General features: G+C 46.8%; 11 protein-coding genes and 2 pseudogenes. 5 read left to right on the top strand and 8 right to left on the bottom strand.

What is annotated here, in order from left to right:
* The first annotated feature begins 203 nt into the window (after positions 1-203).
* The 3 genes from JCM11969_RS11205 (at position 204) to JCM11969_RS11195 (ending at position 2,327) form a co-directional block, all read left to right on the top strand.
* Positions 204-1,172 carry a ring-cleaving dioxygenase gene (locus JCM11969_RS11205; RefSeq protein WP_054711304.1) on the top strand — a complete coding sequence of 323 codons (969 nt, stop codon included), beginning with the start codon at positions 204-206 and terminating at the stop codon, positions 1,170-1,172.
* A complete protein-coding gene (locus JCM11969_RS11200) occupies positions 1,165-1,782 on the top strand; it encodes an alpha/beta hydrolase (protein WP_054711302.1) in 618 nt (205 codons plus the stop codon). Before JCM11969_RS11205 ends, JCM11969_RS11200 begins: the two co-directional genes overlap by 8 nt.
* 179 nt (positions 1,783-1,961) lie before the next feature.
* Entirely contained in the window at positions 1,962-2,327 is a 366-nt protein-coding gene (locus JCM11969_RS11195; protein ID WP_054711300.1) for a hypothetical protein, read from the top strand.
* Between the two features lie 281 nt (positions 2,328-2,608).
* On the opposite strand, the pseudogene JCM11969_RS11190 reads toward JCM11969_RS11195, so the two are convergent.
* Positions 2,609-3,792 (bottom strand): annotated as a pseudogene (locus JCM11969_RS11190) (acetate/propionate family kinase).
* A gap of 174 nt (positions 3,793-3,966) precedes the next feature.
* Here JCM11969_RS11190 and JCM11969_RS11185 point away from each other — a divergent pair.
* A complete protein-coding gene (locus JCM11969_RS11185; protein ID WP_225353258.1) occupies positions 3,967-4,461 on the top strand; it encodes an SDR family NAD(P)-dependent oxidoreductase in 495 nt (164 codons plus the stop codon).
* A 460-nt stretch (positions 4,462-4,921) separates the two neighbouring features.
* Here the strand turns inward: JCM11969_RS11185 and JCM11969_RS11180 are convergent, their stop codons facing one another.
* From JCM11969_RS11180 to JCM11969_RS11165, 4 genes are all read right to left on the bottom strand, one after another.
* Positions 4,922-5,182 (bottom strand): hypothetical protein, encoded by a 261-nt coding sequence (locus JCM11969_RS11180; protein ID WP_054711298.1) that lies wholly within the window; start codon positions 5,180-5,182, stop codon positions 4,922-4,924.
* Between the two features lie 133 nt (positions 5,183-5,315).
* Positions 5,316-5,948 (bottom strand): acyltransferase family protein, encoded by a 633-nt coding sequence (locus JCM11969_RS11175; RefSeq protein ID WP_054711297.1) that lies wholly within the window; start codon positions 5,946-5,948, stop codon positions 5,316-5,318.
* Between the two features lie 456 nt (positions 5,949-6,404).
* On the bottom strand, positions 6,405-8,246 hold the full coding sequence (locus JCM11969_RS11170) for a glycoside hydrolase family protein (RefSeq protein ID WP_054711293.1): 1,842 nt from the start codon (positions 8,244-8,246) through the stop codon (positions 6,405-6,407).
* A 558-nt stretch (positions 8,247-8,804) separates the two neighbouring features.
* Positions 8,805-9,278 carry a nucleoside 2-deoxyribosyltransferase gene (locus tag JCM11969_RS11165; protein WP_054711291.1) on the bottom strand — a complete coding sequence of 158 codons (474 nt, stop codon included), beginning with the start codon at positions 9,276-9,278 and terminating at the stop codon, positions 8,805-8,807.
* Positions 9,279-9,806: 528 nt separating this feature from the next.
* Between JCM11969_RS11165 and JCM11969_RS11160 the strand changes: the two are divergent.
* Positions 9,807-10,852, top strand: a pseudogene (locus tag JCM11969_RS11160) (PTS sugar transporter subunit IIC).
* A 556-nt stretch (positions 10,853-11,408) separates the two neighbouring features.
* Here the strand turns inward: JCM11969_RS11160 and JCM11969_RS11155 are convergent.
* From JCM11969_RS11155 to JCM11969_RS11145, 3 genes are all read right to left on the bottom strand, one after another.
* A complete protein-coding gene (locus JCM11969_RS11155) occupies positions 11,409-12,740 on the bottom strand; it encodes a dihydrolipoyl dehydrogenase family protein (RefSeq protein WP_054711290.1) in 1,332 nt (443 codons plus the stop codon).
* A gap of 570 nt (positions 12,741-13,310) precedes the next feature.
* The gene (locus JCM11969_RS11150; RefSeq protein ID WP_054711289.1) at positions 13,311-14,138 is read right to left on the bottom strand and encodes a hypothetical protein; all 828 of its coding nucleotides are present in this window, start codon (positions 14,136-14,138) and stop codon (positions 13,311-13,313) included.
* Positions 14,139-14,227: 89 nt separating this feature from the next.
* A complete protein-coding gene (locus JCM11969_RS11145) occupies positions 14,228-15,025 on the bottom strand; it encodes a hypothetical protein (protein ID WP_054711288.1) in 798 nt (265 codons plus the stop codon).
* Between the last annotated feature and the right edge of the window lie 290 nt (positions 15,026-15,315).

Here is a 15,315-nt window from a genome sequence, read left to right as displayed (position 1 = left end):
GGAAACGCGTTCCAGAAAACTGAGGGCTACTGCCTAAGCAACTTCGGACACAAATGCCAAGTTCAGGCATTTAAGCCCAAAGGTACTTAGGCTCCGCCCTCAACCCGTTTTCTTCCACGCTCTGCACGCTCTTATAATTGCTTACTTTAAATAAGTGTGCCATACTACAATTAAAAATTAACGCACTCACGGAGGTGGCCACCATGACCAAAACAGACTTAATCGGGCTTAATCACGTCACTGCAATCACGTCCAGTTCTCCAAAAATGTTTCAGTTTATGACTGAGATTCTTGGGCTGCATCTCATTAAGAAAACCGTCAACCAAGACGACGTCGCATCCTACCACCTATATTTCACGGATGATATGGGGACTGCCGGCACCGACATCACCTTCTTTGATTTCCCAGGTCTCGGGCACGGAACATCCGGAAACAACAGCATTTCGCGCATTGGGTTTCGGGTGCCGAACGATGCCGCCATTGACTATTGGCGTCATCGGTTCGACGACAATGACATCAAACATGGTGATGTCATCACCCAATTTGATGCTAAAACCCTCTTCTTCTACGATTTTGACAACCAGCGTTACCAACTCATTTCCGATGAAAATAACGCTGGTGTGGCTGGTGGAACACCTTATCGGCACAGCCCAGTTCCTGCCGAAATGGCGATTTCTGGCCTTGGCCCAATGGTGATCACCCTGTCACATCCAGAACAGCTTAACCCGATTTTAACTACGGTCATGGGCTTTAGTGTAGTCGCCGTTGAAGGAAGCCAAACCCTCTACGAACTGCATCATGGTGGGCACGGTGCTCAGGTTATCGTTAACTTCGACCTGATGTCCGCCAACGCCTTACAAGGTTACGGCAGCGTGCATCACCTGGCATTTCGAACGAGTGATCATGAAACACTAGAATACTGGATCAATCGCCTGCAAAAAGCTGGGCTGCACGACTCCGGCTTCGTTGAACGCTACTACTTCCAGTCAGAATATTTCCGGGCAGCACCTGGCGTCCTTTTTGAAATTGCGACTGACGGGCCTGGTTTCTTAGTGGATGAAACGTATGAGGAAGCTGGTCGCCACTTAGAGTTGCCGCCGTTCCTAGAGGCTCAACGCGCCAGCATTGAAGCCGACCTCGTGCCGTTTAATACGGAGGTGCAAGATGAATGATGCTGACCAACACGTTGCCTATTTTCCGGGACAATCTGACTTAGCGCCGGTCTTGATGCTGCACGGGACCGGTGGTGATGAGCAAGACTTGTTTTCGCTGGCAAACTTTCTGTTGCCACAGCACCCAACGCTTGGGATTCGTGGCCGCATCACAGAAGGTGCTGGCGCCAATCGTTACTTCATCCGGCACGCTGACGGCAGTTTTGACCTTGATAATATCAGCAGCGAATCGGATTGGTTATGGGATAGCGTCAGTACCCTTACCGCTGAACACCAGTTGGACGCGCAACAACTGATCGTTCTTGGATTTTCAAACGGCGCAAACATTGCGGCGTACTCGCTGTTGCATAAGCAGCCTCCATTTAAAACGGCTGTGTTACTACATCCAATGCTGATCGAACCGCAGTCAACCTTGCCAGACCTAACAGGCGTCAACCTGTTTGCGACCTTTGGCGATCTAGACCCCATCGTCACCGAAACCAATTTCGATGAGCTGATAACCGAACTAAAAACCGCAGGCGCAGATGTGACAGTTTTCAAAAACCACCAGTCACATCATCCGTCTCAGGCAGAATTAGCTGCCGCTAAGGATTGGCTCTCAACAAAATAACAAAAGCGCCCACCTTTCGTCTTTATTCGAAAGGTAGGCGTTTGTCGTCCTGACTGCTTATTTTATCGCATCACTTATAATTTAAGAATATCCCAATATTACCTTTCTGCACAAACATGTGTTCAACAAATCGATTATTTGTGCTAAAATGTAAGCACATTCATGGAGGAGGTTTTCTCATGTTATCAGAAAAATTACGCGATGTACTATCTCACGAAGGGGTTGTCACCATCATTACAACGGGTGGCCCACTGGCTGTGACGAACACTTGGAATTCATACTTAACCATCGAGGGTGACACCATCTACTTGCCAGCTGCTGGGATGCACAGCATTCAAGAAGCAATGAAGGAAGACAACAGTCTGTTGCTCACGGTCGGCAGCAAAGAAGTTGAAGGTACAGTTGGGCCAGGTGCTGGTTTCCACATCACTGGTAAGGGGACGTTCTTGGATAACGGCCCGCATTTTGATGCAAAAAAAGCCCAATTTCCTTGGGCTACGCGAGTTTTTCAGGTTGATGTTGTGAAAGAGGATCAAAAGATTTAGAGCGTATAGGAAAACGGTAGGAAGTGGAGTGTAAGCCGACTCTAACATAAAGGCCAAGTTCGGGCCTTTATGTTAGAGTCGGCTTACATGCAGCTTTCTGTTTTCCGAAACGCGTTTCAACTCGAGGACAGAGAACCACTTCAACATGCTCAAACTAGGCTTTTATCAGAGCGGTCTCCCAATCACCCCACCACGAACACCTCAAAAAAATAGCCTCAAAAAAGACGACCCGCAACCAGAATCGCTTCAAGACTCCCCTTGCGCTCGTCTTTTTAAGTCTGCTAATCAATCAACGCCTGAACCTCCCGCGCCATTGCCAACTCCTCATCCGTTGGGATCAGCAATACCCGCGCTGCACTATCCGTTGTGCCAAGGTCACCGGTCGCCCTGCTTGATTCAGAGTCGCATCCATTTTGATACTCAGCACGCCTAACCGCTCGATGATTGCAGCTCGAATGACCTCATCCTTCTCACCGATGCCACCGGCGAATACCAACGCATCCGCGCCACCGATTTCAGTGTAGTAAGCACCAACGAGTTTTACCGCTTGATTAACGAACATGTCTAGTGCTAGCCTTGCCCGTTCGTTATCGCCAGCAGCTGCGTGAAGATCCCGCATGTCTGAGGACACGCCAGAAACACCCAGCAATCCAGAAGCCTGATTGAGTTTCAACAGCACTTCTTCCGGCGTTCTGAAGCCCAACCGTTTCATCAAATAAGGAATCAAACTCGGATCCACATCGCCGCTTCGAGTACCCATCAACATTCCAGTCACCGGCGTCAGTCCCATTGATGTATCAAATGGTTTTCCATTTTGAACAGCGGTAATGGAGGCGCCACTGCCCAAATGCATGGTGATGACGTTTGTCTCAGCTAAAGGTTTTTGCAGCATCTCGGCTGCCTGTTGCGCTAGATAGCGATGTGAGATACCGTGCTCGTCATACCGTCGGATCTGAAAGTCTTTTGTCCAGTCGTACGGAATCCCATAGATGGCTGTCTTTTCCGGCAAGTCCGCAAAGTAGGTGCTATCAAACACCGCGTACTGTGTGACCTGCGGCAACTTTTCCGCTAAGAGATCGATACACTTCACTTCAAGCGGGTTGTGCAACGGGGCTAACTCACTCAGCTCTCGAAGCTGCTCGATACGATCTGGCGTTAGTTCAACGGACGCGTGAAACACTGTCCCGCCTGCAACCACACGGTGGCCGACTGCCTGGATATCGTTTAACGATTCGACGATGTGCAGCCGCGTGAGCCGTTCAAGAATGCGGTCAATTGCCGTTACCTCGTCCAGCTTCTCCACCGTTTCGGTTGTCTTTTTACCACGAACGTTGACCTTAACGATCGACCCTGGTAAATTCAACCGCTCAACCTGACCATTTGCAACCACGTGCTCCGACGGCATTTCAATCAACTGCCACTTCATTGAGGAACTTCCAGCATTAATCAGAAATATAGGCTTCATCGCGCGTACCTCCGTTTTCTTTTATTATACTAAATACCAAGACTATCATGCGCAAATTCACACTTCCTTCACGAAGGTTTCGAAAAGTCGTCATTTTAGTTGCCCTAGAGAGCACTCTAGGGTTTAGACTAAGGTCACACTTTAAAAACAGTTACTTGAAAAGATCGATTTTCTATGACCAGAATCTTAATTACAGGTGCCAACAAAGGTATCGGCTTCGCGCTCGCACAAACACTTGGCAACCAAGGCAACAGCATTCTTGTTGGCGCACGCAACGCTGACCGCGGCCAGGAAGCCGTCGCAAAATTAACCGCTCAGGGCATTTCAGCGGCTTATCTCAACGTTGATCTCAGTAATAACAACACGTTATTTACAGCTGCTGAAACGGTAAAATCAATCTACCCCGACCTCGGCATGCTCATCAACAACGCCGGTATTCCGGGAAACATGCAGGTCAAGGCACCTGATACACAGATCAGCGACCTGCAGTCAACGATGCAGGTCAACTTCTTTGGCAACTTTACGCTGATTCAAGCCTTGCTGCCGGTCCTGGAAACCAACCGCGGCCGAATCATCAACATCACGATTCCAACGGCCGCGAACCCCTTCTGGAACCCACTAGCTTATAAAACAAGTAAGGCGGCCTTGAACACCATGACACTTCGTTAGCTGCTGCGTTCGACGCTGACAAACGTCCGTTAGAAATTTTCAGCATTCATCCGGGTCCAACCACGACTGACTTGAACGGCAATGCGCATGCGGACGGGTTCCAGACACCCGATCAGGTTGCTCAAAAGATTGCTGCCGTGTTGAACGATGGCAAGGTTCACCAAGGGGAATTTATCGAAACAGGTAAATAATTATTTCATTAAAACTAAATGCTCATTTGACGCAATCGTTACCCGCCGCTATAGACGCTAACGGTTGTTTTTTTGTACCAAATCAGCACTTATTTTATCATTTGTTGTTTTGTTAACACTTGAGCAAAACCATTGTAACCCGGCCTTATCCATGTTAAACTGTCCTTGCATGAAAGAAATCGGTTACATATCACTAGCAATTATTCGTTCACATTCAAGTGAAAGCACATAGAAAAACAACCGCCCCGAGCTCCGGGGCGGTTGTTTTTCTATACTGATTTTTTTGGTAAAACGCGTTTAACTAACTGATGCCAACCAGCTGCGATAAGAAGGGAAATGATCAATCCTAACAGCCATAAAATAATCGTGTGATCGAGTGCTGGTACTTTTGCTAAAACATCAATCACAGCCTGATGCATGTACAAAATCGGTACGGCATACCAGGCGAATGGCCGGAGCCAGTTGAACCACCCTTTTTTGTATAGGGCTTCAGCGATAATACATAACGCCGCAGTGACGATCAATGGCACGAAAAAGCCATATACGGCGTTTTAATTTCATGTGTCTTCAGATACAGGACAAAGTTCAATCCCCACTCAAACCGGCAGATGGCCAGAATAACAAAAATGATTGAAATGATCGTCGCAAAGAAGGCCTTGTTCTTCATTTGACCGTAATACCGATAGCATGGTAGCCACAAAGCATCCATAACGTAGTCATCAAAACCAAATCAGCCGCCCACGGGCCGGTCGGGACCTGATGGAAGAAGCTGACACTGCCATAGCTGATACCAATCGCAAACATCGTCACCGCAATAAAGAACTGGGTGAAGGTATCCAGCCATGTGATCAGCAGTTCAACGACCACCAGCGTCAAGGCCATGACGGTGAAGAACCACATCATGGTCAGGTCCCCGTTAAGTGCCGAACCACCGTAAAGCATCCGCACAAAATAATGCGCGGTGTAGGACCACGAGTCGCCGTGAATGAAATGACTTGCGAAGATCAATAACGTCCCAGCAATCAAATACGTGACCGCCATTGGTATAATCCGTTCACGTACAAACTGCCACATCGCCCGCCAGTTTCGAGTCAGCGGTTTAAGGGTCAGTCCACCCATAATAAAGAAGAGCGGCATGTGCCACCAGTAGATCACAATGTAGAGCGTGCTTGCGGGATGACTCGTTTTAATTGAAGGAAATAACGCGTGCCCCAACACCATGGCAATGACCCCGACGGCAATCACCAAGTCTGTCCATGGTGCCTCTTTTGAAAGTTGCTGTTCACTATGCTTCATCCGTTTGTCTGTAACATCCTTTCTGGTGCACGGTGCGTGATCGTGCCGGTATCAATTGCTCGAAGAAGCGAGTATGTAGCCGAACTGCGGTTGGGCAGCTCGGGATATTTGGAACTATGGCTGGACGGGTTGTCCAGTCTTTTTATGTGGGTTACTTTTTTGATAACTTAGTTTGATTTTCGGTTTAGGCAGCATGTGCTATTGTCATATTGCCGAAACGCGTTCCGCAAGGCAGAGGCTACTGCATAAGCCGACTCTGGCGAAAATCCCAGGTTCAGGGATTTATGGTCTTGGCAGCAGGCTGGTCTTGGCGACGTGCGCTACTGTCATATTGCCGAAACGCGTTCCGCAAGGCAAGGGGCGGCCATGTAAGGGACTTTGGCAAAAAATCCAGAAACGGGATTTTCTGCCAAAGTCCCTTACATTCTGCCCCTTAACCGCCTTGCTCCACGCTCTCTAATAAAAAGCCAATGCGCGAGTCCAATACTTCCCATTAACAAGGTAGTAAGTCGAAGTCTTACCATTCAGCACAGAAACCCGACGTGCCCGCTTTGTAACCTTTACTGTCCGTGAAGACAAGTCAGCGGTCGTGCCCTTACTCTTTGCTAATTGCGGATCATTGAAGACCAACGTGTAGATTGGGTACTTCTTCAAGGTCGTTAACGTCTTGTTGTAAATTTCGTATGTGATCTTATCAAACTTCAAGGCGCCAGCACGAACCCAGTACTTCCGAGCACTAGTGCTTGAACTGAACCGAATCCGGTACCACTTACCAGAGGTTGCGTCTGCCCGTTCGTCAACGTAAACGATGCCGGACTTCTTAGCGTTGTCCCAGCCATCCTTTTTGTTGTAGAGATACCAACCTTTGTGGCCCTTCACGTGGTTATAAAGACCGTACTTCTTGGAAGCACTCGTTACCAACTTAGCATACTGGTTGTTAGCACCTGAATAGTATTTTTCAGACTTATTCGTAGCAGAACCGCCCTTGTAAGTCCCCGTCAACTTCGTTTTCAGCTTGGTGGTGTTCTTCACATCAGTCGTGCTGACCTTGGTTGACGTGTTGTTGGTGTTGTTGCTCATGGTCAAATCACCCGAACTCAGGCCGTTTGAAAGGACAAACGGAATGTCTGATTTCGACGAGGTGATCTTGTTACCTGTGACCTTGATCTTGCTGATACCGCCACCCTTTGAGTTATCAAAGTAGATGTAACGGTTATCAGGATCAAGGTTCACAAATTGGTTGTTGGTAATTTGAATGTTTGAAATTGCGAGACCCGGCACGCTGTTGGTGATCCGGATATAGTTCCCAGAACCCAGCGCGTTGACATTTTCAAACGTGTTGCCGCTGATATACAAATTGTTGACCATGATAAAGTGAATGTTGGCACCGTCGCCGGAATCATCCAGTAATGGTTTGGCATCCTGCACGAAATTCCCTGTGAAATGAATATCGTGAATCAGGCCATGGACACCCTTCTTGTAAACAACGTGTTCACCGATTGGGTTTGGCGCGAATGATTTCACAGCACCAGAAGCCTTTGACAACGGGATAAACTTGTTGTTCGTGACATTCACATCGTAGGAAGCAAGGTCGTCGTATTGGTCACCGCTTTGGTGATACGACATTGCCTTGGTATCAGAATAGTCGACCTGAATAGCTTCCTTATAGTCATAATCAGTTGAGGCGTTAAACCCAGTAAACGTTGAGTTCGTAATGTTGATATTGTGGCTGCCATCAATATCGATGTAGTGGCCAGTAGGAGATTCACAGTTGTCAAATGTACACCCGTCGAAGGTCACGTTTGACGCATGGTTCATACTCTGAACGAAAACGGCCTGACCATCCGTTGCGTTATAGTCCCCTTGGAAAGTGGCATTCTTCCAGGTGACGTTTGAGATCCCACCACCGTAACCGGCATCGGGACTCGGGTAAACGAACGGAATCCGGTCGCCGCTCGCAATCTTAAACACGGCACCGTCATCGAAATCAAACGTGATGTTTGAATGCAACACGATGGCCTTTAGTTCATCGTTAGTAAAGAGATACGTCCCCTTCGGAACATGAATCGTAACGTTATCATCTGCTGAATAAGCATTGATGATCCGTTGTAAAATTGGCGCATTGTCTGTCTTATCGTCAGCCTTCATCCCCTGATTCACAGCATTAACGGTAGTAGCAGCATGCGCAACGATCGCACCTTGATTGGCTTGGTGATTTGTGCCAACGTTAGCAAGCGAAAAGCCGCCAACAGTCCCCAAAAGCATCAAGCCAAGTATGTACTTACCTGGCTTCTTCATATCTTTGACACCCTTCCTCAAATAAATTCTAATCAATCAGTATTCCAACACAAAACATGATGCATACTCATTGTACCGAACCCAGAGGGTGAACCGCAAATTAACCAAATCGTTAAAAATTTAATGTGAATGAAATAGAGAGTGTGAGGCAAAGCGATTAAGGGGCAGAATGTAACGGACTCTGGCAGAAAAGTCCGGGCCTGACTTTTTTGCCAGAGTCCGTTACATGGCCGCCCCTTGCTTTGCCGAACACGTTTAGGCCAGGTAACAAGGGAGCGCATAACTTGCACCACTCTGAACCAAGAACCCAAGATTCAAGACAAATTTGTGCCAGAGTTGGCCTATGCAGGAGCCCTCTGCTTTGCCGAACACGTTTAGACTAGATAACAAGGGAGCGCAAAACCAACATCCCGCATTAAAGGAACCAAACATCCCAATCAAAATAACCCGTCCAGTACTTGTTTATTGCATTTATTAAATCAGAAAACAGGATGCACTCAAATCCAAGGCCAAAAAAAGACACACAACCAAAAGTCACGTGTCTCACAATCTTATCAATTAAAAAACTTCTTTATCCACATACTTCTGTGGCAAACTATCAAAGTCATAATCCTTAAGCCCCTGAATATCAGCCTTCCCATTAAAGAAAGCCGTGTAAGATTGGGCTAACATTAAGTTAAGCTTCTTGCTCTCATCATACTGAACAAGAATAACCGGAACCCCAGCTTGGAAAGCCGTCCCAATTTCAAACACCGTTCCAGAATCAGGTTCGTTTTCCTTTGTTTCTTCAAACTGAAAATCAAGGATTGCAACCACAGCGTCAGCCTTACGTACTTGGCGAACATCACTATTAAATGTTGCAACCTGCCACTTAAAACTGCCGAATTCTAAGTCATCGTGTTGATGTTCAGACGGAATAAAAATGCCATCTTCAGCAATCGTTTTGTTGGCGCGTAACAAACTAACCACTTCATTGACCCGGTCATTTTGACCATCACTAAAAAATGGTGCTGCTAAGTAAATTCGGTTCATCGGTATTGGCCCCTTTATTTTTGATGCATTAAGCATACCACAGAACCACGGTTGTCTGTCGAACATTCCGGAATTCTAACGTGGCTTTTACAATAGAATCCGAACATCATTTTGACGATGAGACAAAAATAACGTCAATCCCAAACGAGATCGGCGTTATTTTGTGTGCGTAATCGGCAAAATCACGTACCAACAAGTATTTAGCAATTTCATAGTAGCTAATTTTGAAAGGGTGTGCAATTAAAATTTGATTAAAAATTACAAAAACATCAAATTTGTTGGTTATTTCTTCCGAATTAATTCAGGAAACTATCATTAAGTGGTTCATAAAAGGCAAACTAATTACGTTCTAGTTAATTAATCATTCGTTATTTTCTATTGACATCAATTCAAAGCGGTGATTAAATGAACACTATATTAGTATTTTAATCATTTTATCATTTATTAGTTTTTCAATACATATCAAAGGAAGTCTTACATATGAGTAATGCCAATGCTGCTACGGCTGATACCGAAAAACTATAAGTCATGGATTACGTCTACAAAGTCTCTGCCGGGGTCTCAAACGCCGTGCTGGTCATGTTGGGGATTGGGCTGCTAACCCAGTCGATCGCCAACTTCGTGCACTGGACAGCCCTGTATCAGGTCGGCTCAATTGCGCAATGGTTACTCGCGCCCGCTTTCGGTGCCGCAGTTGCTTCACAACTTAAAACAAACACGCTGGTCATGTTTAGCGCCATGATTTCATCAACAGTTGGTGCAAACGCTGTGTACTTCACTAGTGCCAACATGCACGCTGCCACCGCCACCGGGAACAAGATGGTTGAAGCTGCACAATCTGGTATCTTTACAACTGGTCAACCCATTTCAGCCGTTGCTGCTGGACTTGTTGCCGTCCTTGTTGGGAAATACCTCACTGGGAAAACACCTCTGGACATGATGCTGGTGCCATTAGCGGCCACTTTGGTCGGTTCCATTGCTGGCTTGGCCCTCGCAAGTGTCACCACCCCAGCATTGAACTGGCTGAGTGCTTCATTGCAGAATCCATGAAGGTAAACCCATTGATCGGATCAATCTGCGTCTCATTAGCCTGGTCACTTTTCTTGATGACACCAGCATCGTCGGCCGCGTTGGCGGTTGCCGTTATGCTGGACCCATTGTCATCAGGCGCCGCTTTGATTGGGACAACTGCTCAATTCGTCGGGTTCACCGTGATCTCATGGCGGCAAAACAACCTTGGTGCTAACATTGCCCAAGGCGTCATCACACCAAAGGTTCAATTTCCAAACTTGTTGGCAAACCCGAGACTCGCAATTCCGTCATTCATTGCCGCAGCAGTTTCAGCGCCAATTGCAACGCTGTTCTTCCACTTTAAAGTTTCCTATACATTGGCTGGCCTTGGCTTAAACTCACTGATTGCCCCAATTAATTTGGCATCAAGCAACATGGGCATGTTCCTCGCCTACCTTGCCATGGGTGTTGCCGTTCCAGCCATTATCTCCTTGGTCGTTTACCGTGTTCTCCTCGCCTTCCACTGGGTCAAGGACCGGCAACTACACCTCGAAATCGTTTAACTTATTGGTAATGCGTACCTTAAACTCATTCAGTACGTGTCACACAACCAAACATTAGAAAATCAGGACGCTCTCGGTTGAGGGCGTCCTGGTTTTTGGTTTATTACTCGATTTTTTCGTAAATGATTAAGGTCGCGTTTTTCTCATTCAATCGTTAAACTCGCAATTGTGAAGTTATTCTGCTGTTACATTGATACGTGCGCGCCACATGGCACAGGAGCTAACGTGTAACGGACTATGGTTGAAAAGTCAGCCTCAAACTTTGCTGTTTTAATCCGCAAACGGTCTAGGCGACGTGCTTTACTGTCACATTGCCTAACGCGCTCCACAAGGCGAGGGGCGGCCATGTAACGGACTCTGGCAAAAATTCCAGATTCGGGGATTTCTGTTTTAATCAACAAACGATCTAGGCGACGTGCTTTACTGTCACATTGCCTAAACGCGCTCCGCAAGGCGAGGGGCGGCCATGTAACGGACTCTGGCAAAAAAGTCAGGCCCGGACTTTTCTGCCAGAGTCCGTTACATTCTGCCCCTTAACCGCCTTGCTCCGCGCTCTCTACAACTTTTCCCAAGCCGACGCCCCAATACTTGGGAACAACGGCACGATTCTGCCTATTTGTTTTGCATCCAAATGGAATTCTAGTGCTGGCAAGAGTGTGTTAATGGCATCATCCGCCTTTTCACTGACTTCCGTTGCGCCGACTAATTTTTGGTCGTCGTCAAACATCAAGAAACTGTCGCCAATGGTTTGTTTATCCACTTGACGGTACCAATCGTCCGCAATATGGTTTCGAACGATCTTGCAGTCTTTTTGTTCTGCATATTCAACCGTGACGCCCGCTTTTGAGATCCTTGGTGAAGTAAAGACAACTGAGGGAATGACTGGGTAATTAATTGGACCCACTTCCTTACCCTTAAAAACTGATGACAAATACTTGGATTCGAAAATTGCTGTTGGCGTCAGTTTCGGTTGCGTTTTATCAATCACGTCGCCCGAGGCATAAATGTTGTCCACACTCGTTTGCAAGTGATCGTTGACAGTGATGCCCTTTTCCGTATAGTCGACACCAACTGTCTCCAGGCCGAGATTTTCAACGTTTGGAATCCGGCCGGTTGCGTCTAACACGTAATCAACCGCTAAGGCTTCGTCATCGCCATAGGTCACAATAACCTGGTCGCCGTTTTCTTCAAGGCCGCTTACGTTCGCCTGTGGCACAAACTGAACGCCACGCGTACTCAAATCGTCGACGACCTGTTTAACAAATGGTTGATAGAACTGACGCAAAGCGGTGTCCCCGTGCATTAATACAGTTACGTCGGAGCCGGCAGCGTTCGCAATTGTCGCAAATTCCATGCTGATGTAGCCGGAACCCAGGATGGCCAAGTGCTTTGGCAATTCTTTCAGGTTCATAAAATCAGTGCTGTCATGTGCGATCTCAGTCCCTGGAACATCAATGTGGTTTGGTCGTTGTCCCATCGATAAAACAATCTTGTCGCCAGTGACACGCTGTTGCCCGTTAATTTCAATCGTGTGGTTGTCGATCAATACCCCGTTGCCATTTAACAGCGTGATGCCAGATTGCGTCATTAAACCAGCAATCATTTTTGGCAATCCATCAATGACTGCCTGCTTATTGGCCACGTTTGCGGACCAGTCAACGGTCAGGTCACCATTAACAACACCGTTTAAGCGCTCAGCTAAACGGGTCAACACAACCGGCTGATCAAGCGTGATTTTAGCATTACAGCCACGGTTCGGACAGGTGCCACCAATTAAACCGCTTTCAATTACCCCCACCTTAACACCGGTGGCAGCTAAAGGAATCGCCCCATCAAACGTTGCGTGACCACTACCAAGATACAACACATCATAATCGTATTTTGTCATTGTCTTACTCCCTTTCAAGTGTCGAATGCCTACGTTGACCACAGAATACACTAGAGTTGGGTGGGGGTTCAATTAAAAAGCCTAGAGAGTGAAGGAAAACGGTTGAGACCAGAATGAAAGGGGCGTTAGTGGGGAATCCTGGGCTTGGATTTTCCACTAACGCCCCTTTCATGGCCGGTCTCAGTTTTCCGAAACTCGTTTAGTCGCGGTGGCCTAGAAGCACAATTTATACTCACAGCATCAAGTAAAACACCAGAGAGTGAAGGAAAACGGTAGGAAGCGGAGTGTAAGCCGACTCTGACAGAAAGGCCCGAACTTGGCCTTTCTGTCAGAGTCGGCTTACATGCAGCTTTCTGTTTTCCGAAACTCGTTTAGTCCATGATGCCAAGAAAGACAATCAAAAACCACCGAAAAAACAAAAAGAACGACAACCACAAAGTACCCAATAAGTAGTTCAACGCTCTTTATACAAACCCAGTTTCAAAAGTAATACCCCCAAAAAATCGTTGCAAAGAAAACAATGCCTTCATCAAAAATATTCAACATCAGACCAGCCAAATCACACCCGACCTAATACCGATCATTATCCTGCTGCTCGCCTTCCATCATCCCCAGCACATAGCCTTCATCAAACTCACCATCCGCGTACGAGCCGCCACCGCCGCCCTTACCGCGATTGTGCCAAAGAAAAATAATAATGAGCAACAAAAAACCACCAATAATGATAAAAAAGATCCCCGTGATCACGTCTCCTCGAAACTCATCCCACGACAGGCTGTCATGATTCATGGCCTTTTGCGACGTAATTCTGTGGCTGACCCGCGTATAGGCCGTCATCACTGCATCAATCTGCGTATCCTCATCGTTTGACTGAAGTTGGTTCTTCAGTCCCCAAGTGATCATGTCAAACTTCATATCGCTAAAGTATTCGTCAGTGATATCACTACCGGTCACAGCGATACGATGGTCTTTCAACCCGACGACCATCATGTTGCGTTGCGCACTCATATGATAACGTTTGATGTAATTGACGTCGTAATCTTCTAAGCCGTCATCCCACTTTCGGGTAGCGCGGTCGTTCCAGGTATCAAGGATCGTGCTGCCATAGCTTGCCCCGTTTGGCGTACCGGACAAATTGTCCCCATCCACCGACTCGTTTGAAGGAATCCGGTCAGCGATGTAGAGGCATAAATACTGTTTGAATTTCGCGCGCTTCATTTTCTGATTGAGCGCCATAATTTTTTGATACTGGGCTTCCGTCAGCACCTCATGTTGCTCATAAATGTACGGCCCTAAGTTTTGATCCTGAATCTTTGCAGCAGCGTGCTGCTCGCCGCTCACAATCATCAGTACCATGGCCAATACCCCTACCAACCATGGGATTCCTTTAATCTTCATAACATCGTCTCCAATTAGTTTACAAGTCCAGTATAGAGAAAAATGACGCACAAAAAAAGCACGATTTGTCGTAAACCGTACTCTTTTACCTATTCATGGTTTTTGTTGCTTTTTTCCTCGTCGGCAACGCCATCCGCATACATTTCGTCCAAATCGTCAGTCGACGAATCTTTACGCACGCGATAGCACCAAACGTAGCGGCCGATGATGGCCAAAATGATAATAAAAGCACCCAGTATTAACCAGCCATATAGATCTGAACGAAAGTCCGCCCAGGTCAAACTATTGCCGCCAACCGCTTTGTCAGCATTAATTTTACCAGCTACCCGGTTAAAGAGCTGGACAGCAGCTGCAACCTGCACGTTACGGTCCGTTGACCGCGATTGGCGATTTAAGCCCCACATGAGTTGTGAGTACTTAAAATCCGTAAAGTAAGATTCAGTCCCGCGACTGGGCGCGAACCCGATGCGGTGGTCCTTAACGCCAACAATGATGATGCTTTGCTCACTCTGCAGCTGGGCAGCCTGATTATTGTTATCATTCTGGTCAGATTTTGTTTGGGTGTTCTGCCAAGCACTGAGCACTTCCGTTCCGTAGGTTTCACCAAACGGCGCCCCAGAATTAGTCATGTAGCTGTCGCTTAGCCCCTCGGGAACGGTATCGGTAATGTACAGGCTAATCGTTTGCGGATACTTTTTTTGTTTTAATTTTCGATTGACCGCCATAATGTGGTCGTACTGGGTGGTGGTCAACGCGTCGTCATTTTCATAGACGTACGGTCCAAGATTGGGCTGTTGCACTTTTGCAAGCGCCGGACGACCACCGCTAAACAAAATTGCAACCATCACCAGCAACCCCACCAGTAATGGTCTTCCTTTAATTTTCATCGTAATCGTCTCCCACTAATCTACCCATTTAGTATACGTTGTTGCCCAGCAAGAATAAATAGGAAGAAACTATAAAACACAAACGTAATATAATGGTGCAGTCAGTCAATTTATGACCCCCTTTTTAATCGTTTTTGAACACTGATTTAAAAGGGATTTGCCGTTTATCAATTGATTAATAATGAAATAGTTTTATATTTTGTCATTAAAATGTAACTTATGAAGCCCCTATCAAATTCGATATACTAACCAACATTGTGATTTAAAACTATGACTAAAAGGGAGATACA

The organism is Secundilactobacillus paracollinoides DSM 15502 = JCM 11969, assembly GCF_001311135.1.
Taxonomy (GTDB): domain Bacteria; phylum Bacillota; class Bacilli; order Lactobacillales; family Lactobacillaceae; genus Secundilactobacillus; species Secundilactobacillus paracollinoides.
The sequence above is the reverse complement of the archived record's forward strand: the minus strand, read 5'-3'. Positions and strand labels throughout refer to the sequence as shown.